This window comes from Streptomyces sp. BHT-5-2 (assembly GCF_019774615.1).
Taxonomy (GTDB): Bacteria; Actinomycetota; Actinomycetes; order Streptomycetales; family Streptomycetaceae; genus Streptomyces.
Genome location: NZ_CP081497.1, coordinates 2,599,757 through 2,616,988 on the forward strand (window position 1 = coordinate 2,599,757; position 17,232 = coordinate 2,616,988).

At 69.1% G+C, this 17,232-nt stretch carries 15 protein-coding genes and 3 pseudogenes; 10 read left to right on the forward strand and 8 right to left on the reverse strand.

The window, feature by feature from the left end; translation table 11 throughout:
- The first annotated feature begins 33 nt into the window (after positions 1–33).
- The 4 genes from K2224_RS39175 to K2224_RS39190 all read left to right on the forward strand — a co-directional run bounded on the left by K2224_RS39175 (position 34) and on the right by K2224_RS39190 (position 5,074).
- The gene (locus tag K2224_RS39175; protein WP_221911842.1) at positions 34–1,071 is read left to right on the forward strand and encodes a ketoacyl-ACP synthase III family protein; all 1,038 of its coding nucleotides are present in this window, start codon (positions 34–36) and stop codon (positions 1,069–1,071) included.
- A 45-nt stretch (positions 1,072–1,116) separates the two neighbouring features.
- On the forward strand, positions 1,117–2,643 hold the full coding sequence (locus K2224_RS39180) for an amino acid adenylation domain-containing protein (protein WP_221911843.1): 1,527 nt from the start codon (positions 1,117–1,119) through the stop codon (positions 2,641–2,643).
- A 74-nt stretch (positions 2,644–2,717) separates the two neighbouring features.
- Positions 2,718–4,475, forward strand: a complete 1,758-nt coding sequence (locus K2224_RS39185; protein WP_399021195.1) for a 2-isopropylmalate synthase — start codon at positions 2,718–2,720, stop codon at positions 4,473–4,475.
- On the forward strand, positions 4,397–5,074 hold the full coding sequence (locus K2224_RS39190; RefSeq protein ID WP_260693937.1) for a hypothetical protein: 678 nt from the start codon (positions 4,397–4,399) through the stop codon (positions 5,072–5,074). Before K2224_RS39185 ends, K2224_RS39190 begins: the two co-directional genes overlap by 79 nt.
- Here K2224_RS39190 and K2224_RS39195 read toward each other — a convergent pair.
- From K2224_RS39195 to thrC, 5 genes and pseudogenes are all read right to left on the reverse strand, one after another.
- Positions 5,004–5,770, reverse strand: a pseudogene (locus tag K2224_RS39195) (transposase). The gene K2224_RS39190 and the pseudogene K2224_RS39195 sit on opposite strands and share 71 nt — an antisense overlap.
- Before the next feature lie 41 nt (positions 5,771–5,811).
- Positions 5,812–6,066 carry a MafI family immunity protein gene (locus tag K2224_RS39200; protein ID WP_221911845.1) on the reverse strand — a complete coding sequence of 85 codons (255 nt, stop codon included), beginning with the start codon at positions 6,064–6,066 and terminating at the stop codon, positions 5,812–5,814.
- Between the two features lie 100 nt (positions 6,067–6,166).
- Entirely contained in the window at positions 6,167–7,342 is a 1,176-nt protein-coding gene (locus tag K2224_RS39205) for an agmatine/peptidylarginine deiminase (RefSeq protein WP_399021198.1), read from the reverse strand.
- Positions 7,343–7,483: 141 nt separating this feature from the next.
- A complete protein-coding gene (locus K2224_RS39210; protein WP_221911847.1) occupies positions 7,484–8,065 on the reverse strand; it encodes a TetR/AcrR family transcriptional regulator in 582 nt (193 codons plus the stop codon).
- 212 nt (positions 8,066–8,277) lie between these two features.
- Entirely contained in the window at positions 8,278–9,360 is a 1,083-nt protein-coding gene (gene thrC / locus K2224_RS39215) for a threonine synthase (protein WP_260693837.1), read from the reverse strand.
- 64 nt (positions 9,361–9,424) lie between these two features.
- Between thrC and K2224_RS39220 the strand changes: the two genes are divergently transcribed.
- The 3 genes and pseudogenes from K2224_RS39220 to K2224_RS39230 all read left to right on the forward strand — a co-directional run bounded on the left by K2224_RS39220 (position 9,425) and on the right by K2224_RS39230 (position 11,308).
- Positions 9,425–10,246: a MurR/RpiR family transcriptional regulator gene (locus K2224_RS39220; protein ID WP_221911849.1), complete on the forward strand. Its 822-nt coding sequence runs from the start codon at positions 9,425–9,427 to the stop codon at positions 10,244–10,246.
- A gap of 135 nt (positions 10,247–10,381) precedes the next feature.
- Positions 10,382–10,631, forward strand: a pseudogene (locus tag K2224_RS39225) (protein kinase); the annotation flags it as partial.
- 251 nt (positions 10,632–10,882) lie between these two features.
- Positions 10,883–11,308 carry a PPOX class F420-dependent oxidoreductase gene (locus K2224_RS39230; RefSeq protein ID WP_221911850.1) on the forward strand — a complete coding sequence of 142 codons (426 nt, stop codon included), beginning with the start codon at positions 10,883–10,885 and terminating at the stop codon, positions 11,306–11,308.
- Between the two features lie 146 nt (positions 11,309–11,454).
- Here K2224_RS39230 and K2224_RS41550 read toward each other — a convergent pair whose 3' ends face one another.
- On the reverse strand, positions 11,455–12,492 hold the full coding sequence (locus K2224_RS41550; RefSeq protein ID WP_221911851.1) for a polysaccharide deacetylase family protein: 1,038 nt from the start codon (positions 12,490–12,492) through the stop codon (positions 11,455–11,457).
- A gap of 191 nt (positions 12,493–12,683) precedes the next feature.
- On the opposite strand from K2224_RS41550, the gene K2224_RS39240 reads away from it, so the two are divergent.
- The 3 genes and pseudogenes from K2224_RS39240 (at position 12,684) to K2224_RS39250 (ending at position 16,216) form a co-directional block, all read left to right on the forward strand.
- The gene (locus K2224_RS39240) at positions 12,684–14,291 is read left to right on the forward strand and encodes a putative glycoside hydrolase (protein ID WP_260693840.1); all 1,608 of its coding nucleotides are present in this window, start codon (positions 12,684–12,686) and stop codon (positions 14,289–14,291) included.
- Positions 14,292–14,451: 160 nt separating this feature from the next.
- Positions 14,452–14,610: pseudogene (locus tag K2224_RS39245) on the forward strand (NmrA family transcriptional regulator); the annotation flags it as partial.
- 619 nt (positions 14,611–15,229) lie between these two features.
- On the forward strand, positions 15,230–16,216 hold the full coding sequence (locus K2224_RS39250) for an AraC family transcriptional regulator (protein ID WP_221911852.1): 987 nt from the start codon (positions 15,230–15,232) through the stop codon (positions 16,214–16,216).
- Positions 16,217–16,435: 219 nt separating this feature from the next.
- On the opposite strand, the gene K2224_RS39255 is transcribed toward K2224_RS39250, so the two are convergent.
- Positions 16,436–16,783: a peptidase inhibitor family I36 protein gene (locus K2224_RS39255; RefSeq protein ID WP_221911853.1), complete on the reverse strand. Its 348-nt coding sequence runs from the start codon at positions 16,781–16,783 to the stop codon at positions 16,436–16,438.
- Positions 16,784–17,014: 231 nt separating this feature from the next.
- The gene (locus tag K2224_RS39260; RefSeq protein ID WP_221911854.1) at positions 17,015–17,206 is read right to left on the reverse strand and encodes a hypothetical protein; all 192 of its coding nucleotides are present in this window, start codon (positions 17,204–17,206) and stop codon (positions 17,015–17,017) included.
- Positions 17,207–17,232: the final 26 nt, after the last annotated feature.

Here is a 17,232-nt window from a genome sequence, read left to right on the forward strand (position 1 = left end):
CGTACCAGGTATGTGAAAGGGGGCCGCAAGGCCATGCGCTGGAACGAGATGTACATCGCCGGAACCGGCTCCTGCTTCCCGCAGCGCGACTACTGCGCCCAGGCCGTGGCCGAAGGCCGGTACGACGCCGATGAACACGAGAAGAACGGCTACCGGTCCATCAGCATCGCGGGCGAGATGTCCGCCGCAGATCTGGCCGTGTCCGCTGCCCGCCCGGCCCTGGCCCGCTCCGGGCACGCCGGCGACGACATCGGCCTCGTCCTGCACGCGAGCCTGCACCACCAGGGGCAGGACCACTGGACCGCGGCCTCCTACATCCAGGAGCGGACCGCCGGCGGCCGGGCCCCCGCCCTGGAGATCAAGCAGGGCTCGAACGGCGGCCTGGCCGGGCTCGTCCTCGCCCTCTCCTACCTGTCCGCCCACCAAGGGCAGGGCGCCGCGCTCGTCACCACCGCCGACAAGTTCTGCCCGCCGGTCTACGACCGCTACAACAGCGACAAGTGGATGGTGCTCGGCGACGGCGGATCGGCCGCCGTCCTCTCCCGGCGCGGCGGCTTCGCCCGCGTGCTCGCCACTGCGATGGACTCCGATCCGGGCTTGGAGGAGATGTACCGGGGCGACGGCTTCAGCGACGCTCCCTTCGCGAGCGGCCTGCCGCTCGACCTGCGCGAGCGCAAGCGCGGGTACATGGACCGCGTCGGCCTGCCGGAGGTCGCCCTGCGCTGCACGGCGGGACTGCAGAACGTGGTCAAGGAAGCCCTTGGCGACGCGGGCACGGACATCGACGGCATCGCCCGGTTCGTCTTCCCCAACGTCGGCAAATCCTTGGTCCAGTGGGACTACCTGGACACCTTCGGCATCGACGAGGACCGCACCACCTGGGCGTGGGGGAGCGGCATCGGGCACGCGGGCGCGGGCGACCAGTTCGGCGGCCTGAACCACCTCGCCGAAAATGGCGCGCTCGCCCCCGGCGACCGGGTCGTCCTCGCGGGCAGCGGCATCGGCTTCAGCTGGGCCTGCGCCGTCCTGGAGATCGTCGAGGCGCCCGAGTGGGAGCCGAGCGACGCGTAACTACCGCTGCCCCAGCCCTACTTGAACCCTTTAAGGAAGCACGAGATGACCACTCTCTACGAGCTGTTCGCGGACAGTGCGGCCCACCACCCCGACCGCACGGCCCTTGAGGTCCAGGGTGACCGGCTCACCTACGCCGAGCTGGAAGGGGCCGCCGCCCGCCTCGCCGCCCGCATGACCGAGGAGCTCGGGAACGTCCCGGCCCGGGTCGGCATCCTGGCCGCCCGCAGCCTGCCCACGTACGTCGCCTATCTGGCCGCCCTGCGCCTCGGCGCGACCGCCGTCCCGATGAACCCGACCTTCCCGGCCGCCCGGAACCTGGAGATCGCCACCTCGGCCGACGTCGACCTGATCGTCCTGGATCGCGCGGGCACCAAGCAGCGCGACCAACTGGCGACGGAACACCGGGCGTTGCTGATGCCGCTCACCGCCGAAGCCCTGCTGGGAGCGGACGGGCCGGGCGCCGAGCCGATCGCCGCCCCGGCGGATTCCGTCGCGTACATCCTGCACACCTCCGGCTCCACCGGGCATCCGCGCGGCGTGCCCATCCGGCACCGTAATGTCGTCCCCCTCATCAACTGGATGATCAAGGGTTACGGCTTCGGCCCCGAGGACCGTACCTCGCAGAATGTCGAACTCACCTTTGACGTGGCGGTCTACGAGCTCTTCGTGACCTGGGGCTGCGGCGCCGCCCTTGTGGTGCCGCGCGTCGACGACGTCGTACGGGCCTCCGCCTTCGTCAACGACAAGCAGATCACGCACTGGTTCTGCGTGCCCTCGGTCGGCGACATCGCGGCCCGCGTGGGCGCGCTCGCCCCCGGCTCGATGCCCTCGCTGCGCCTGCTTGTGTTTGGCGGCGAGCGCCTCATCGCCGCGCAGGCCGAACAGTGGGCGGCGGCCGCGCCCCACGCCGAACTCCACAACCTCTACGGCCCCACTGAAGTGTCGATCATCTGCACCGGCCAGCGCCTCGGCGAGCGGGGCGAGCTGCGCGGCCCCGGCTCCAACGGCACGATGCCCATCGGCCAGGTCCTGCCGCACCTGGAGTACGTACTCCTCTCCGAGGACGGCCACCCCGCCGACCCCGGTGAACTGTGCGTGCGCGGCAACCAGCGCTTCGACGGCTATCTCGACCCCGCGGGCGACGCGGGCCGCTTCCTGACCTGGGAGCCGGGGACAACAGCCCGCGTCCACACGGGAGATGAGCCCGTCACCGCACGCCACTGGTACCGCACCGGCGACCGCGTCCGAACCGAGGACGGCTCCCTCGTCTTCCTCGGCCGCGTCGACGACCAGGTCAAGGTGCGCGGCCACCGCATCGAGGTCGGCGAGATCGAGGCCGCCCTCACCCGCCACCCGCACATCCGCGAGGCCGTGGCCGTGGCTCGTGAGAGCGACCTGGGCGGCACGCTCGTCGCCTTCTACACCGGAACCGAGATCCCGGCGGCGGAGCTGACCGCCTTCCTGCGGGAGCAGTTCCCCGTCTACATGATCCCCGGCCGTTTCGTCCACCAAGCGGCCTTCCCGCTCAACGCGAACGGAAAGGTCGACCGCAAGGCGCTCGCGGACTGAGCGGGTCCCTCACGGGGCGAGCGGAACCCTCGCCGGGTGAGCGCAAGAACAGCCGGAAGACCTTTGAGGAAGGAATGTCCATGTCGTCGCAGGAACAGCACTGGTGGAACCCGCAGCGCGCCTCCGCGATGCCCGTCGCCCGCTACCGTCGCACCGAACCGCGCCTCGCCGTGGACCCCGCCGACCGCCAGTGGCCGGCCCGCACCATCGACCGCGCGCCGCTGTGGTCGTCCGTGGACCTGCGCGACGGCAACCAGGCGCTCGCCCACCCCATGGGCATGCGACGCAAGAACGCCATGTTCGACCTCCTCGTCCGCATGGGCTTCAAGGACATCGAGGTCGGCTACCCTTCCGCCAGTCAGGCCGACTTCGACTTCGTACGCCACCTGGTCACCGCAGACCGCATCCCCGACGACGTCACGATCTCCGTCTTCACCCCGGCACGGCCTGAACTCATCGACCGCACCTTCGAGGCGATCCGGGGCGCAGAGCGGGCCATGGTGCACCTGTGCAACGCGACGGCGCCCGTCTGGCGCGACGTGGTCTTCCAGATGTCCCCGGCGGAGATACGGAGCCTGTCCACCACGGCGGCCGAACACGTCCTGCGAAGAGCCGACGAGGCGGCGGGCTCCCGTCTCCGCTTCGAGTACTCCCCGGAGGCTTTCAACCTCACCGAAGCAGACTTCGTCCTCGATGTCTGCAACGAGGTCACGGCGATCTGGGCCGCGAGCCCCGACCGCCCGGTGACGGTCAATCTACCGACGACGGTGGAGGCCGACTCACCCAACGTCTTCGCGGACCAGGTCGAGTGGATGCACCGCCACCTGGACAACCGCGAGAACCTGATCCTCTCCGTCCACCCGCACAACGACCGCGGCACGGGCGTCGCCTCTGCCGAACTCGCCCTCCTCGCAGGGGCGGACCGCATCGAGGGCACGCTCTTCGGCAACGGCGAGCGCACGGGAAACGTGTGCCTGGTGACCCTGGCGCTCAACCTCTTCAGCAGAGGGATCGACCCGCAACTGGACCTCGGCGACATCGACGCCATCCGCGAGACGGTCGAGGACTGTAACCAGCTCCCCGTACACCACCGCCACCCCTACGGAGGCGGCCTCGTCTACACGGCCTTCTCCGGCACCCACCAAGACGCCATCAAGAAGGGTCTCGCGGCACTCGACGAGCGCGCCCGGGAGTGCGGCACGGCGACGGCGGACATCCCCTGGAACGTCCCCTACCTCCCCATCGATCCCAAGGACGTGGGCCGCTCCTACGAGTCGGTCATCCGCGTCAACAGCCAGTCGGGCAAGGGCGGAGTCTCGTACGTCATCGAGGCCCACTACGGCCTGAGCCTCCCGCGCCCGCTCCAGGTCGAGCTGGCCAAACTGGTGCAGGGCGTCGCCGACCAGGGCGACGGCGAAGAGCACCTGGAGGAGACCGAGCTCGGCGCGGAGCAACTCTGGGAGATCTTCCGCGACGCGTATCTGTCCCGCCAAACCCCCTTGGCTCTCAAGGAGTTCACGCTGTCGGACGAAGGCGCGGACGCCGTCCGTGTCGAGGCGCTCCTGCTCCATGAGGACGGAACGGAACTCCGCTGCAAGGGAGGCGGCCCGGACGCAGGAGCCGCCTTCGCGGCCGCGCTCACCTCCGCAGGCCACGAGGTGCGGCTCCGGACGAGCCACGCCCATCCGGTGGCGGGCAACGCGGGCACAGGGGTGGCCTCGTACGCCGAAGTGACCACGTCCGGAGGGGAGGTCTGGGGGGTGGGCCTGGAGGAGTCCGCGACGGCGGCGACCTTGAAGGCCGTACTGTCGGCGGTCAACCGCTCGCTGTAGATCTCGGGCCGGGCGAGTCGTGGGCGTACGACGGCGAAGGCAACTGCACTTCCCATACCGACGCAATGGGTGAAGTAACGCACTACGAGTACACGCACTTCGACGAGATGTCGGCGTGGACCGGTCCTGATGGAGCGCGCTACGAGTTCAGTTACGACACCAGCCTCCAGCTGATCAAGGTCACCAATCCACGGGGCCTGGAGTGGACCTACGAGTACGACCCGGCTGGCCGCCTGATTTCCGAGACCGACTTCGACCACCGGACCCTCACCTACACCTACGACGCCGCGGGGCAACTCGTCAGCCGCATCAACGCGCTCGGCCGGACCGTCAGTTTCCCTCATGACGTCCTGGACCTGGTCGCTGAAAAGTTCGCCGGAGACGTACGGACCGCATTCACTTACGACCCAGTGGGCCGTCTTCTCCAGGCTGCCAATTCGGACGCGACCCTCACTCTCAAGCGGGACCAGCTCGGCCGCGTACTCTCCGAAACGCTTCGGGCACGGTCGGCCGTCGTGCGCCGCTCGTCTATCCGGCGAGGGCGGGGTCGTGCATCGGAGCGATGCCGAGCATGGCGTGGTGAACGCCATCGTCTTTGAGCCGGCAGTCTCGGAGGATCTTCCAAGTCTTCATCCGCGCGAAGACGTGCTCGACGCGGGCGCGGACCTGTTTGTGGGCTTGTTGTTTGCTTCCTTCCAGTCCGGAAGGTCTTCGCCCTTGCGTCGGCGGTGGGGCATGACGAGCCCGGTCCCGGGATAGCCGCCGTCGGCCATCGTCATGGTCTTACCGACGGCGGCTTTGGCACCGGATTCCTCCCATGCCTTGCAGTCGTTGCGATTCCCGGCGCCAGGCCGGCCCACCACGGCCACCAGGCGGGTGTCGGCATCGATGACGACCTGGTGGTTGGTCGAGTACCGGTAGTTCTTGGACTGCTCTGCCACCGTGTGGTCCCGGGTCGGAACGAGGGCGCCGTCCACAATGAGGACTGTGCCTTTTGCGAACCGCTTGCGGGGCTGGAACGCGAGCATAGGTCCGAGGTGGTCGATGATGCGGTCCGCCGCTGACTTGGACACTCCGAAGAGCGGGGCGAGCTGGCGCAGCGTCAAGTTCGTTCGCCAGTAGGCCGCGACCAGCAGGGCCCGGTCCTCCAGTGGAAGGCTCCACGGACGGCCCCTGCGGACCGTATCCGCACCCTCGCGCCGCAGCACGGTCACCAGCCGGCCGAACAGGCGAGGGCTCAGACCAGTGAACGGGGCTATCCAAGACGGCTCCGACCCCGTGATCACACCTGCCACGGAAAAGATCATCCCTCTACAACACCGCCGAGGGGTAAGTGTCAGTCGATCAGCAGCTCGTCAAGGCGTTGGACGGACCTCGGGGTGTCCATCTCGTCCGCCATTGCCACCAGTCGAGCGTGGTACTGCCGAGTGATGGGCAGGTCGTCCTCATAGATCCACGAGCACATGGTGTCGAAAGCCAAAGCCTCCTCACCGTGCGAGAGCAGGTGGCGAACGTCCGTGATGACAGCCTCCGTGGTGAGCGGCGACTCCTCCAGGAGTGCCACCACACGTGCTCGATGCGACAGGCTCACGAGCGGTCCTCCATGGCAGAACTCAACGGACCGATGACAACCGACATCCTCGCCTCCAGCCAGGGAGATGTCGACTCACCCACCCTTAACGGGACAACGCCTAGGGGATGGGCTGGTGCATGGTGGAGCAGTGAATTCCACCGCCGCCGGCCATGAGGCGGTCGACATCCAACTGGACGACCTCGCGGCCGGGAAATGCGTCGGCCAGCGTCCGGCGGGCCGCGGCGTCCGCCTTCGCGTCGCCGAACTGCGCGGTGATGACTGCGCCGTTGACGAGATGGAAGTTGAGGTACGAGTCCACGAACGCCGAACTGCGCGAGCGTACGGTGTCCGGTCCGTCCAGGCGGATCACCTGGAGGCGGCGCCCCTTCGCGTCGGTCGCGGCGGACAGGATGGCGTACTGCTGGCGTGCGTCCTTGGCCCAGACGTCGTTCCGGTCGCCCGGGGGGATCTGCACCATGACGACGCCGGGGCGGATGAAGCGCGAGGTGACGTCGATGTGGTTGTCGGTGATGTCCCGGCCACGTACTCCGGGAACCCAGATCATCTTCTCGGCGCCGTATGCCGCCAGGACGGCCCTTTCGACCTCGTCCCGGCTCATCCCGCGATTACGGTTGTCGTTCACCAGGCTGCTCTCGGTGGCCAGCACCGTGCCGTCGCCGTCGGTCTCGATGGCTCCGCCTTCTCCGACGAATTCGGCCTCGCCGAACACGATTCCGTTGAACTCGGCGACGGAGCAGGCCACTTCGGCATCGTCGCGATGTGTCTGCTTGCGGCCCCACCCGTTGAAGTTGAGGCCGATGGCATCGAGGTTGCCGCGGCCGTCGCGCCGGAAGACGGCGCAGGTGTCGCGCATCCAGAGGTCGTCCGTGGGGATCGAGTCGATGACGGTGACGCCAGGGCCGCAGGCGGCCGTCGCGGCCTCGGCGGCGGTTTCGTCCGGCGCGCACATGATCACGGGTTCGTAGGTTGCGACGGTGCGGGCCACGAGGGCGATGTCCTGCTGGACGCCTGCCAGGCGGCGGCCCCAGATGGATCTTCGCGACGGCCACGACATCCAGGTCCGGGTATGGGGAACGTCGTCGGCCGGCACGCGCCAGTCGACGCCTCCCGCGTCATCGGGCGGAGCGCCTTGCGCGGGACGCGGTCCGCGGAGGGCATCGAGCAGCCGCTGTCCTACGGGGCGGTCGTTCATGGGGGCTCCACATCGAATCCGTGATCGCGGGCGACCGTCGACCGCCGGGTCCCGGTCGGACCGTGGCGCGAGGCGGGGCATAGCGCGTCGGTGGTCCGGGCATGCCAGAGACCCGGCTTCACCATGCTTCCCACTCTGACACTGACTGAATTTTCAGTCAAACTCTTCGATGCAGGAAAGTTCCTCCCGGTCAGCCGACGCCCGGGAGTGGAGGGGCGGCGTCTACCTGCGCCCCAGCCGCTCCAGCTCCGCCTCGACGGCGTCCAGTACCAGCTCGCGGGCGTGCTCCAGCGGCAGGATGCCGCTGAGCCAGCGCATGCTGAGTCCCTCCACCAGGCCCGTCAGTCGCTCGGCGGCGATCGTCAGGCCGGAGGCGGTGGCCATGGGGCGTATCCGGCCGAGCAGTTCGGCGATCTCCTGGACCCAGATCAGCGTGGCCTTGGCCAGGTCCTCCCGCAGATGGGGTTCGAAGATGGCGCTGGCGCGTAGTTCCCCCCACGCCGTGCTGTTCTCCCGGACGGCCGCGTCGTCCTGGAGTTCCAGCAGCAGGGTCTGCTCCAGTTCCTGGCGGGGTTCCAGGGGGGCGGCGTCCGGGTCGCGATCGGTGGTGTAGCTCGCGGCGCGGTCGTTGATGAACTCCAAGGTCCGGCGCAGGATGCCGGCCCGGTCCTTGAAGTGGTAGTAGATGAGCGCGGTGGACACGCCGGCCTCCGTGGCCAGTTCGTCGACCCGCAGTCCACGGACCCCGCGGCGGGCGATGACCCGCGCGGCCGCCTCCAGGATCGCTGTTTTTCGGTCACTCACGGTTACCTACCTTAGCTCCCCTCCTCCGGACCCCCTTCCTGGGATCCCCTTCCCGGCTTTGTTCACGGGTTTGGGCAGCGAATGTTCAGCACTTGGGACAGCGCCGCCGCGGCCGACGGAAACGAACAGGAACGGAGGTGCGCCCGTTGGTTCAGCCCGGGGTCGATCATGCTGGGGAGGAGCTCGTGATGTAACGGCTGCCGGAGTCGGGGTCAGCTGCCACGGCGTGCCGGAGCCGCAAGTGCGAGCGCGCGGGCGACCTCGCGGGCGGATGAACTGGTCTCGAGCGGGGTGTAGCCGTCGCGCAGTGCGGCGTCCTGGTCCTTGAGGCCGTTGCCGGTGAGGGTGACGACGATTGTCTGGCCTGGGGCGAGCAGGCCGTGCTCGTACCGGTCGAGGAGCCCGGCGACGCCGGCCGCCGATGCCGGTTCCACGAACACGCCGTCATGGCGGGCCAGCAGCCGATACGCCTCGAAGATCTGCTCGTCGGTGACGGCCGCTATCAGGCCGTCGGACTCGTCGCGGGCGTCGACGGCTCCCTGCCAGGTGGCCGGGTTGCCGACGCGGATCGCGCTGGCCGCAGTCTGCGGCTCGGCGACGGGGGCCCCATGCACGAGCGGCGCCGCTCCGGCGGCCTGGAAGCCCCACATGCGCGGCAGTCGGCTGGTGCGTCCCTCGGCGTGGTAAGTGCGGTATCCACGCCAGGTCGCGGTGATGTTCCCGCCATTGCCGACCGGCAGGCAGTGGATGTCGGGAGCGGTTCCGAGCGCGTCGACAATCTCGTAGGCGACGGTCTGCTGGCCGGACAGGCGCAGTTCGTTGCCGACACTGTTGACGAGCGCGACCGGGTGGTGGTCGGCGAGGTCGCGGGCGATGCGCAGGCAGTCGTCGAAGGTGCCGGCCACCTCGACGATCCGTGCGCCGTACCGGACCGCCTGGCCGAGCTTGCCCAGCGCGACGCGTCCGGCGGGGACCAGGACGGCCGAGGCGATGGCCGCCCGCGCGGCGTAGGCGGCGGCCGAGGCGCTGGTGTTCCCGGTGGAGGCGCAGATGACGAGTTCGGCGCCCTCTTCCGCGGCCTTGCTGATCGCTACGGTCATCCCGCGGTCCTTGAAGGAACCCGTGGGGTTGGCGCCCTCGACCTTGAGCCGGACGTCGCAGCCGGTGAGGTTCGACAGGTGGCGGGAGCGCAACAGTGGGGTGTTGCCCTCGTTGAGGGAGACGGACGGGGTGCGATCGGTGACCGGCAGCCAGCGCCGGTACTCACTGTCGATCAGTCCTTGCCAGGTTTCCATGACCGAGAACGTAACACTTGTTTCATCGTCGGCGTCAAGGCGTCTCTCGTGTAACATCTGTGACATGGATTCCGTGCTGTCCCGCCTCGAAGCGGCCTACCCGAAACTCCCCCGGGGCGAGCGCGCGGTCGCCCGGGTCATCCTGGACGACTATCCGTTCGCCGCACTGGAATCACTGCGCACACTCGCAGACCGGGCCGGAGTGAGCCCACCGACCGCATCCCGGCTCGTCGACCGGCTCGGCTTCGATTCCTTCACCGAGTTCCAAACCAGCGTCCGCACCGGCGCGCAGGACCAGTCACGGCTGCGCGAATTCGCAGCCCAGGCTCCTGATCCGGGGAGCGCCGCACGCGAGTTGCAGGACGGCCTGTCGAGTGCACTGACAGCCTTGAACACACCCCTGCTGGACTCGGCAGCCGAAACCCTCGTAGCGGCCCGATCGGTATGGGCGCTGGGCGGGCCGTTGAGCGAACTGGCCGCCGACTACCTGGTCCGGCAGTTGGGCGCGCTGCGGCCAGGGGTCCGGCTCGTCCCGGGGCCTGCGCACGAACAAGCCAGATCGCTTCTCGATATGACATCCCAGGACCTCGTGGTCGCCTACGACTTCCGGCGGTACTCGGCCCGGACAGCCGCTTTCGCCCGGGCGGCACGCGGACGGGGCGCACGCCTGCTGCTCGTCACGGACGCCTGGAAGTCGCCACTGGCCGACGACGCCCAGACCCTGATCCCCCTGCCCCGCGAAGCCGCCGGACCGATCGCCCCCCTGACCCACCAGATCGCCGTGACCGAACTGCTCCTCGTCGCAACCGCATCCCGCCTCAACGCGGCACCACGCCTCGCCGAACTGGACTCTCTCACCGCTTCACTACAACCAGACGAGCCGTAACAGCGCCCTGGTCGATCGACTTTCCGGGCACCCCCCGTAGGCGCGCCGGGGCAGCCGTCACCTGCACGAGCCGCCTGCACGCCGCGCCGCCCTCGATCACCTCTGAGGGCACTGCACCGCCGGACTTGGGCAACCATCCACGGCGCGGGGGTGGTCCACCGCGACCTCAAGCCGGCCAATGTGCTGGTCGCCGCCGACGGCCCCCGAATGATCGACTTCGGCATCGCGCGCCGCCTACGCCGTCGCCCTCACCGGCACCGGCACCGGCCTGCGGATCGGCACGCCCGCCTTCATGGCCCCCGAGCAGGCCCTGGGACAGCTCGCCACACCCGTCACCGACGTCTTCGCGCTCGGCGCGCTGGCCGCGTACGCCGCGAGCGGCACGACCGGCACCCCTTCTGCGTCCGCAGTGCCGACGGCCGGGACTTCGCGATCGTGCGACTGGTCCAAACCGACCCCGGAGGCGGTTCGGTGACCGTTTCCCTCGGCCATTACCGCAACGAATCCTGAGGGGCCCGGCAACGCCCCCCCACTCCGAGCTGCGGCAACGCTCGACCGGGCGTGTCCCACCGGTCGCCGATAGGTTGGGGAGCCGGGGGATCCTGCCGATGAGCTCTCAGGAGAAGGGATCAACCCATGACCGATCTGCCGCCCGAACTGCGTGATCTGATCGCCTCCGGCCCCATGGCCCACCTGAGCACCATCAATGCCGACGGGAGCCCGCAGGTCACCGTCATCTGGATCGGTCTGGACGGCGGTGACCTCGTCAGCGGCCACATGTCGCGTCATGTGAAGCTGCGCAACATCGAGCGGGACCCGCGGGTGGTGCTCTCCTTCGACGCCCCGCGAAAGTCCGGCGTCTTCCTGAACCCCTACGCCGTGTTGCGGGCGAGGGCCACCGTCCAGCCGAGCGACGCCGCATGGGATCTGCTCAACCGCCTGGCGAAGACCTACCTCGCTCCCGACGCCGAGTTCCCGGGGGAGAAGAAGCCCGGCTACATCGTGCGCTACTCCGTCGAACGCATCGGTGGCGTCGGCCCGTGGGCACCGGCCGCACACTGAGTCGCGAGGACTGACAGAGCGGGCACCGGACCGCACGCGAGAGGCTGCCGACGCCGACGCCGATGTCGCCGGGTGGGGGCAGGCGGGGACGGACCAGACGGGGGCGGACGGGGCCGGAGGTACGGCTCCCGTCCGAGGCTCCCCGTTCAGTACGGCCGGGCTTCCTGCCGGTGGGCCGGGGAGAGGAGGCCCGCCTCGGCCCTGGGGAAGCTGATCTTCTTCGGGTCGCCGTCCGAGGTGTACCGCTTGACCGTCCCGTCGCGAAGCTTGTCCAGCCAGGCCGTCGAGGCGAACTGGGCCTCCGGTCCGGTCGCCGCCTGGGAGCGGATCCGTGGAATGGCCCCGGGGGCGAAGGCGGCCGAGAAGGGGGAGGGGGCGGGGTTGGCTCCCACCAGGTAGACGCCCTGGTGCTGGTAGCGCACACCGCCCGCGGCCCCCTTCAGCACCAGTTCCCGGGAGCGGGACATCGAACCGTTGGGAAGCGCCATCGACACCACCGACAAGCCGGGCACGGCTTGGGTGATCGCCCTCTGGTTGTCGGCGATGGCCTTCTGGGCGGCGGCGTCGTCCACCGTCCCCAGCGGGGTGTGCCGCAGGGTGTGGTTGCCGACCTCGAATCGGTGCTTGACGAGCCAGTCCAACGACTTGCGGCCGCCCTGCTCGCGGAACGGGTCGGCGTTGACGAAGAAGGTCGCCACGGGGCGGAACCCGGGGTGCTTCCGGGCGACGTCCAGCAGGATGCCCACCGCGGTGTCGGACGCGGGCCGGCCGTCCGCGCCCAGGCGGAACTGGCTGGCGGTCGAGTCGTCGAAGGTCAGCACCACGGGGTGGGTACCGGCGGGAATGTCGATCTTCCCGCTGCTGAACTCCCGTGCGGTGACCGGTACGTACCTCTCCCGTGCCAGCCGTTCCAACTCGGCGCGGAAGTCCTGCGGTGTGCGGTCGTACACACTCCGGGGCTCGGCCACCAGCTGGTGGTACATCAGCACCGGGACCGCACCCAGCTCATCGGCCCCCACGGTCGCCGGGTCGGCAACGGCTGCCTGTCCGCCGGCCCCGTGCGTCCTTCCCGACGGGCCGTTCCGGTCCCGGTCCGGCGGGGATTGGGCTGCCGAGCAGGCGGCGAGCAGCAGGACCGCCGACGCGACGATGACCGCGCCGCCGCTTCGATGGGATGGACGCATGGTGCCTCCGGAGGTGGACGAGGTGCCTCCCGTCACCTCCAAGCCTCGGGCAACGGCGTGACCCACACCCCGGCGCGATAGGCCGAATGCATGACTACCCGCTCGAAACCTCTTGGGCGGACGGCGTGGCGGCTATGTCATGACGCAAGGAATTCTCTTCCGAGAACGACAGCGAGAACGACGGAGTGGACATGAGCGGAAATCGGCCCCTGAGCGGAAAACAACCCCGAATACGATTCGCCGTCATCACCATTTCCCTGGTGGTCCCGGCCTGCACGGCACTCGGGGCCTTCGCGATACAGTCGTTCTCCCGTCAGCTGCGGGTCGAAGGACTCGGCAGCGGGGGAGTGTTGGGCCGGACCGACGTCGGCAAACCGCGCCTTGCCATCACAGCCAAGGAACGGGCCGACCTGGCCGAACTGGAGGTGCGGCTCGACGGGAAGCCGGTGCACACCCACCGGGCCGGCGACCGCCTCATAGTCGACGCCCCCACACTCGCCGAGGGCAGGCACGAACTGACGGCCACGTCCCACAGTGGCCTGCCCCTCCTGCACGACATCTCCCGGACGTTCACCGTGGACACCACCGCCCCGACGCTGCGGCTGTCCCCCATCCGTTCCGCCAGGCCCGGCGCACCGGTGACGGTACGCGGCCGGGTCGAGGACGCCGGGCAGGTGAAGGTCTCCATAGCCGGTGCGCCCGTGCCCGTCGGCGAGGACGGTACCTTCTCCCGGCGGCTCGAACGGCCCCCCGCCCGTATCGAGGTGGCAGCCACGGACGCCGGCGGCAACGTCACCCGCACGCACGTGAACGCGGGCGCACCGTATCCCCTCACCCGGGCCGCGCACCTGACCGCCATCGGCTGGGCCTCGTCCGCGGTCCGCGAGCCGGTCCTCCAACTCGTCAAAGACCGGAAGCTCAACGCCGTCGAGCTCGACATCAAGGACGAGAACGGCGAGGTCGGCTACGACTCCGCCGTGCCGCTGGCCCGCGAGATCGGCGCCGTGAAGAACCGCTACGACGCACGCAAGGTGATCGACACCCTGCACGGCATGGGAGCCCGCGTCGTCGGCCGCATCGTCGCCTTCCGCGACCCCATTCTGGCCCAGGCGTCCCACAGCCAGGGCAAGGACCACCGACTGGTCCAGGCACCCGACGGCAGCCCTTACAACGGCGGCCACTACGGCAAGCTCGCCTTCACCAACTTCGCCGACCCCGAGGTCCGCCAGTACAACATCGCCCTGGCCACCGAAGCGGCCAAGCTGGGCTTCGACGACATCCTGTACGACTACGTGCGCCGCCCCGACGGGAAGCTCTCCACAATGCGCTTCCCCGGCCTGGGCAATCAGACTCCGGAGAAGTCCATCGCCCAGTTCGTCGCCGACACCCGCCGCCGCGTCCGGCCCGAAGGCGCATACCTCGGGGCCTCGGTCTTCGGCATCGCCGCCACCCGGCCCACCGAAATCGCCCAGGACATCCCCGCCATAGCCCAACAAGCCGACTACATCGCCCCCATGGTCTACCCCTCACACTGGGCCGCCGGCGAGTACCGCGTCGCCAGCCCCAACTCCAGCCCGTACGACATCGTCAACCGGTCGCTGGCCGACTTCGCCAAGCAGGTCAAGGGCACCGGAGCCACCATCGTCCCCTGGCTCCAGGACTTCTCCCTGGGCGTCCACTACGGCCCCGACGAAGTCGCCGCCCAGATCAGAGCGGCGGCCGGGGACGGCATGAACTCCTTCCTGCTCTGGAACGCCGGAGCCTCGTACCAAGGGGCGGCTCTGGTCACCCTGCGGTGACAAGAACCCGGATGCCCAGCAGGGTCATGCCCAGGGCAGAGCCGAACCGAGCTCACCAGCGGGCGGACGGTCCCTGGCCGGCCACTTCGCCGGATTCGCCTTCGTGGCCGGCCACCACCGCACTGTTCCGGGCTGCGCGGCGGTAGCCGTTGGGTGATGCGACCGGCACACCGGCGGGGCGTACGAGCTCACCGGGCCGGAGGTGATCACGCCGCGTCAGCAGACGGAGACGATCGCCGCCGCGCTCGGCGGCCGCGCCCCGCGCCCCTTCGGCGACTGGGGCGCCCGCAACATCGCCGCATTCCGCCCGGCCCCGTGAATCCGTGTGGTTCCAGGAGGGAAACCGGTGGCGATGTCGCGTAACAGTCCCTCCTCGGATTCCCATGGGGCACCACCAAGCACCACGCACCACGGTGCGGGAGCTGCGGTGCGCTTGCGAGGGTTGAGCGGGCCCTGCGGCGTGCGGGGCCCGATAGTGACCAAATTCGGTCACTGGCCTGTCGGTTCGATGTCGTGTCGTGCTCGCCCTCTGAGGAGCCACAACCGGATCGACGCGAGGGCCGCCGTGCCGTGGGAGGCGTACGGTCCCTCGTTTCCCGAATGAGGCTCGGACAAGGTCCTGGCCAGCGTGGTGAAGGGGCGGAGGAACAGGCGCCCACCGGCCGGCGTCGAGCGCTTTGTGGAGACTCCTGCTCGGCCCCGGGGCCACCGGCTGGTCAGGCCCATCCGTCCTCACGGACTACCGCGTCTCCGGCCAACTCCTCATCGCCACACCGGAATTCATCCATCACGACGGCACCGTCCCGGCGACAACGGCACCCCTTCCGTGCCGATCGCTCTGCGACAAGCGCACATTCAGCAGCTGTCAATAGGCGTTCGGCAGTGTTGGCGGTGGCTTCACGGATCAGCAGCGGTGGTGTGCACGGGAGGAAGTTCGGATGGATACACCGGGGAAGGGACGGCGTGACTCCGACGGGGCGGAGGAAACCGTTGCCTTCTGGGTACCGAGCATCGCGGATACGGAGATGCGGGAGGCGTTCGTACGGGAGTCGCTCGTTGACGAGATCGTCCTCGCCCGGCCTCACCCCCTCTTGCGTTCCTGCGTTCTGGGGTACGCGGGAGGCCGTGGCAGCAACACCCCTCTCTCCGCCCTTCAGCGCGTTCCTCCCGAGACCGCGGTCATGGTGGCGATCTCGTTCAGGACCGCCGCGCGCCGGCTCGTCACCCCGGCCGGCACCCAGCTGGCTCTTCCGACAGTGGCCGTGGTGGGGCTCCACGACCGCCTGCAGATGATCCAGCAACCCGGTGGTCCACAGGAGGGGCTCATGATCGCGCTGACCCCACCCGGCGCCTACAGCTTGCTCGGTGTGCCGATGCACGAGCTCGCCAACACCTCCACACACCTGACCGACCTGGCCGGTCAGCGGATCCTTCACCTCGTTGAGCAACTCATCGACGCCCCCTCGTGGAGTACGCGCTTCAAACTGCTCGACCACCAGTTGCTGTCCTGGCTACAGGCCGGCCGCAGGGCCGATGCCGCAGTGGTCGAGAGCTGGCGGCGCCTGCACGGCTCGCACGGGACCCTTCCGGTCGGGGAACTCGCCGCTGGCCTGGGGTGCAGCAGGCGCTACCTGGAGAAGAAGTTCCGCGAACAGGTGGGTCTGTCGCCAAAGACGGCGGCAAGGGTCCTGCGCTTCCAGCGCGCCGCGTACCTGCTCACGCGGACGGAGCTGCCCTCATGCTGCGCGATCGCGCACAGGTGCGGGTATGCCGACCACTCCCACCTCGACCGCGACTTCCGTGATCTGGCGGGCTGCACCCCCACACAGCTGCGCCGGTCGCTGCCCATGACCCTTGAGCGGCAGGCGCCTCGGGGCGTGGCCGCGGCCGGGCCGTTGGACCTGCCCTGCGGTGAACGCGGGTGATGGCCTGAGCACCACGAGTCGGGCGGTGGCCGATGGGCGGGGCCGGGCCCGGATGGTGTGCGGATGCCGTTCCATGTCCCGGCCGATGTACGTCCACGTACGTCCACGGGTGGGCGCGCCTGGCAGCAGACGCGGACGCGGCGGCACTTGGGTCGTGTGCCGCCGCGCCCAGGGACCCTCCGCTTCGGGGTGCGGAGGGAGCCCCTGCTGTACGGGTTCTCAGCAGTGGTCGTCGATGGCGTCCATCGTGGCGCCGAAGCCGCGGTCGTAGTTGTCCGCGTAGTCGCCCGCGGCGACCGGGCGGCACTCCTTGGTCCCGTTGTTGTAGTTGATGAACGCGGCGTTGCGGTTGGCGCGGAACGAGTACACGTGGTCATGGAAGTTGGCCGGTAGGTCCTGATACCCACCGGTCCACGTGTGAATGTCGCCACCGCCGTTCGTTCCCGTCCACAGGCACACGGTGTTGTCCCCGCATCCGGGCACCGCCTGCGCCGGCGCCATGCCGGCCACCCCGGCAAAGGCAGCAACACCCGCCACGAGCAGAGCACGCGTCTTGTTCAACAACATGAAGCCGATTCCTCCCGTTCCCACCCTCCGGGCGACTCCTCTCCTTCACCGGAGGCGTCCCCAACAGGTGCTTTCACGTGCTTTCACGGTAGGAAGAACTGCGGGAGCCGGGATTGGAAAAATGCGAACGCCCCATCGGCATTGGAAGATGGCCAGGCCCGTGTGTGCGAGGTCGATTCGCGAGGTCGTGCACGCCACCCGGATTCCTTCGACGATCGTCGCGAGCGCACGTCAGGCACCATCGGCGATATCGACGCCTGATTCGCGAGCGGTAACTGCAACGACCAGGCGTTCGACAAGCCGGCCGACTTCGTAGACGGCCGGGACAAGAAGTTCGTCGGCCAACCGCTGGAAACCGCCGCCCCCGGCATCCTCAACGAAATCGTCCGGCCCGACATCACCCAGACCCTCTACCAGATCCATGCGCTCGCCCCGAACGCGAAGATCGC

Excerpts from the sequence above, each read along its gene's own strand:
- K2224_RS39175 (WP_221911842.1), top strand. The coding sequence starts at position 34 with ATGCGCTGGAACGAGATGTACATCGCCGGAACCGGCTCCTGCTTCCCG.
- K2224_RS39180 (WP_221911843.1), top strand. The coding sequence starts at position 1,117 with ATGACCACTCTCTACGAGCTGTTCGCGGACAGTGCGGCCCACCACCCC.
- K2224_RS39185 (WP_399021195.1), top strand. The coding sequence starts at position 2,718 with ATGTCCATGTCGTCGCAGGAACAGCACTGGTGGAACCCGCAGCGCGCC.
- K2224_RS39205 (WP_399021198.1), bottom strand. The coding sequence starts at position 7,342 with ATGCCCCGCCTCGCGCCACGGTCCGACCGGGACCCGGCGGTCGACGGT.
- thrC (WP_260693837.1), bottom strand. The coding sequence starts at position 9,360 with ATGGAAACCTGGCAAGGACTGATCGACAGTGAGTACCGGCGCTGGCTG.
- K2224_RS39220 (WP_221911849.1), top strand. The coding sequence starts at position 9,425 with ATGGATTCCGTGCTGTCCCGCCTCGAAGCGGCCTACCCGAAACTCCCC.
- K2224_RS39230 (WP_221911850.1), top strand. The coding sequence starts at position 10,883 with ATGACCGATCTGCCGCCCGAACTGCGTGATCTGATCGCCTCCGGCCCC.
- K2224_RS41550 (WP_221911851.1), bottom strand. The coding sequence starts at position 12,492 with ATGCGTCCATCCCATCGAAGCGGCGGCGCGGTCATCGTCGCGTCGGCG.
- K2224_RS39240 (WP_260693840.1), top strand. The coding sequence starts at position 12,684 with ATGAGCGGAAATCGGCCCCTGAGCGGAAAACAACCCCGAATACGATTC.
- K2224_RS39250 (WP_221911852.1), top strand. The coding sequence starts at position 15,230 with ATGGATACACCGGGGAAGGGACGGCGTGACTCCGACGGGGCGGAGGAA.
- K2224_RS39255 (WP_221911853.1), bottom strand. The coding sequence starts at position 16,783 with ATGTTGTTGAACAAGACGCGTGCTCTGCTCGTGGCGGGTGTTGCTGCC.
- K2224_RS39260 (WP_221911854.1), bottom strand. The coding sequence starts at position 17,206 with ATGGATCTGGTAGAGGGTCTGGGTGATGTCGGGCCGGACGATTTCGTT.